We start from the raw sequence: 2,525 nt of genomic DNA, 5'->3' as shown, positions 1-2,525 counted from the left end.
GCAAAATCCTGGGCAACTTTTTGTTGCTCAGGCACTTATAAATAATGTTAAACTATAGTGTTGCGGAATTAAGGGTATATTATTGCTTAATCCAAATGAATATTATAAATTTAGGAATTCTTGCTCACATTGATGCAGGAAAAACTTCCGTAACCGAGAATCTGCTGTTTGCCAGTGGAGCAACGGAAAAGTGCGGCCGTGTGGATAATGGTGACACCATAACAGACTCTATGGATATAGAGAAACGTAGAGGAATTACTGTTCGGGCTTCTACGACATCTATTATCTGGAATGGAGTGAAATGCAATATCATTGACACTCCGGGACACATGGATTTTATTGCGGAAGTGGAGCGGACATTCAAAATGCTTGATGGAGCAGTCCTCATCTTATCCGCAAAGGAAGGCATACAAGCGCAAACAAAGTTGCTGTTCAATACTTTACAAAAACTGCAAATCCCGACAATTATATTTATCAATAAAATTGACCGTGACGGTGTGAATTTAGAGCGTTTGTATCTGGATATAAAAACAAATCTGTCTCAAGATGTCCTGTTTATGCAAACTGTTGTCGATGGATTGGTTTATCCGATTTGCTCCCAAACATATATAAAGGAAGAATACAAAGAATTTGTATGCAACCATGACGACAATATATTAGAACGATATTTGGCGGATAGCGAAATTTCACCGGCTGATTATTGGAATACGATAATCGATCTTGTGGCAAAAGCCAAAGTCTATCCGGTACTACATGGATCAGCAATGTTCAATATCGGTATCAATGAGTTGTTGGACGCCATCTCTTCTTTTATACTTCCTCCAGAATCAGTCTCAAACAGACTTTCAGCTTATCTCTATAAGATAGAGCATGACCCCAAAGGACATAAAAGAAGTTTTCTTAAAATAATTGACGGAAGTCTGAGACTTCGAGACATTGTAAGAATCAACGATTCGGAAAAATTCATCAAGATTAAAAATCTAAAGACTATTTATCAGGGCAGAGAGATAAATGTTGATGAAGTGGGGGCCAATGATATCGCGATTGTAGAAGATATGGAAGATTTTCGAATCGGAGATTATTTAGGTACTAAACCTTGTTTGATTCAAGGGTTATCTCATCAGCATCCCGCTCTCAAATCCTCCGTCCGGCCAGACAGGTCCGAAGAGAGAAGCAAGGTGATATCCGCTCTGAATACATTGTGGATTGAAGACCCGTCTTTGTCCTTTTCCATAAACTCATATAGTGATGAATTGGAAATCTCGTTATATGGTTTGACACAAAAGGAAATCATACAGACATTGCTGGAAGAACGATTTTCCGTAAAGGTCCATTTTGATGAGATCAAGACTATCTACAAAGAACGACCTGTAAAAAAGGTCAATAAGATTATTCAGATCGAAGTGCCACCCAACCCTTACTGGGCCACAATAGGGCTGACGCTTGAACCCTTGCCGTTAGGGACAGGGTTGCAAATCGAAAGTGACATCTCCTATGGTTATCTGAACCATTCTTTTCAAAATGCCGTTTTTGAAGGGATTCGTATGTCTTGCCAATCTGGTTTACATGGATGGGAAGTGACTGATCTGAAAGTAACTTTTACTCAAGCCGAGTATTATAGCCCGGTAAGTACACCTGCTGATTTCAGACAGCTGACCCCTTATGTCTTCAGGCTGGCCTTGCAACAGTCAGGTGTGGACATTCTCGAACCGATGCTCTATTTTGAGTTGCAGATACCCCAAGCGGCAAGTTCCAAAGCTATTACAGATTTGCAAAAAATGATGTCTGAGATTGAAGACATCAGTTGCAATAATGAGTGGTGTCATATTAAAGGGAAAGTTCCATTAAATACAAGTAAAGACTACGCCTCAGAAGTAAGTTCATACACTAAGGGCTTAGGCGTTTTTATGGTCAAGCCATGCGGGTATCAAATAACAAAAGGCGATTATTCTGATAATATCCGCATGAACGAAAAAGATAAACTTTTATTCATGTTCCAAAAATCAATGTCATCAAAATAATGGAGCGGTCAGGAAATTTCTATAAGGCAATACAGTTGGGATATATACTTATCTCCATTCTTATCGGATGTATGGCATATAATAGCCTCTATGAATGGCAGGAGATAGAAGCATTAGAACTTGGCAATAAAAAAATAGACGAGCTCCGAAAAGAAATAAACAATATCAATATTCAAATGATAAAATTTTCTCTATTGGGTGAAACAATACTGGAATGGAACGATAAAGATATCGAGCATTACCATGCACGGCGTATGGCAATGGACAGTATGCTCTGCCGTTTCAAGGCCACCTATCCAGCAGAGCGCATCGATAGTGTGCGCAGTCTTTTAGAGGATAAGGAACGACAGATGTTCCAGATAGTCCGGTTAATGGATGAACAACAATCTATTAACCCTCAAATCCGCAACCTATAGGGTTTAGTGGGATTTTGCTTGCAAAGCGACAAAATTCATTTTATTGTACATATTTCTTGCACAACAGAAATGTCGCAGACACAAAATC

The 2,525-nt window shown here is 39.2% G+C and carries 1 protein-coding gene and 1 pseudogene; both read left to right on the top strand.

Annotation, left to right across the window (positions count from 1 at the left end):
• The first annotated feature begins 95 nt into the window (after window positions 1-95).
• A complete protein-coding gene (gene tet(Q) / locus DW830_RS15285) occupies window positions 96-2,021 on the top strand; it encodes a tetracycline resistance ribosomal protection protein Tet(Q) (protein WP_002560998.1) in 1,926 nt (641 codons plus the stop codon).
• A pseudogene (locus DW830_RS15280) lies at window positions 2,021-2,431 on the top strand (hypothetical protein); the annotation flags it as partial. The gene tet(Q) and the pseudogene DW830_RS15280, both read left to right, overlap by 1 nt.
• Window positions 2,432-2,525 lie beyond the last annotated feature (94 nt).

This window comes from Prevotella sp. AM34-19LB (assembly GCF_003468525.1).
Classification (GTDB): Bacteria; Bacteroidota; Bacteroidia; order Bacteroidales; family Bacteroidaceae; genus Prevotella.
Note: the sequence above shows the minus strand (reverse complement) of the source record. Positions and strands in the feature narration are given on the sequence as shown.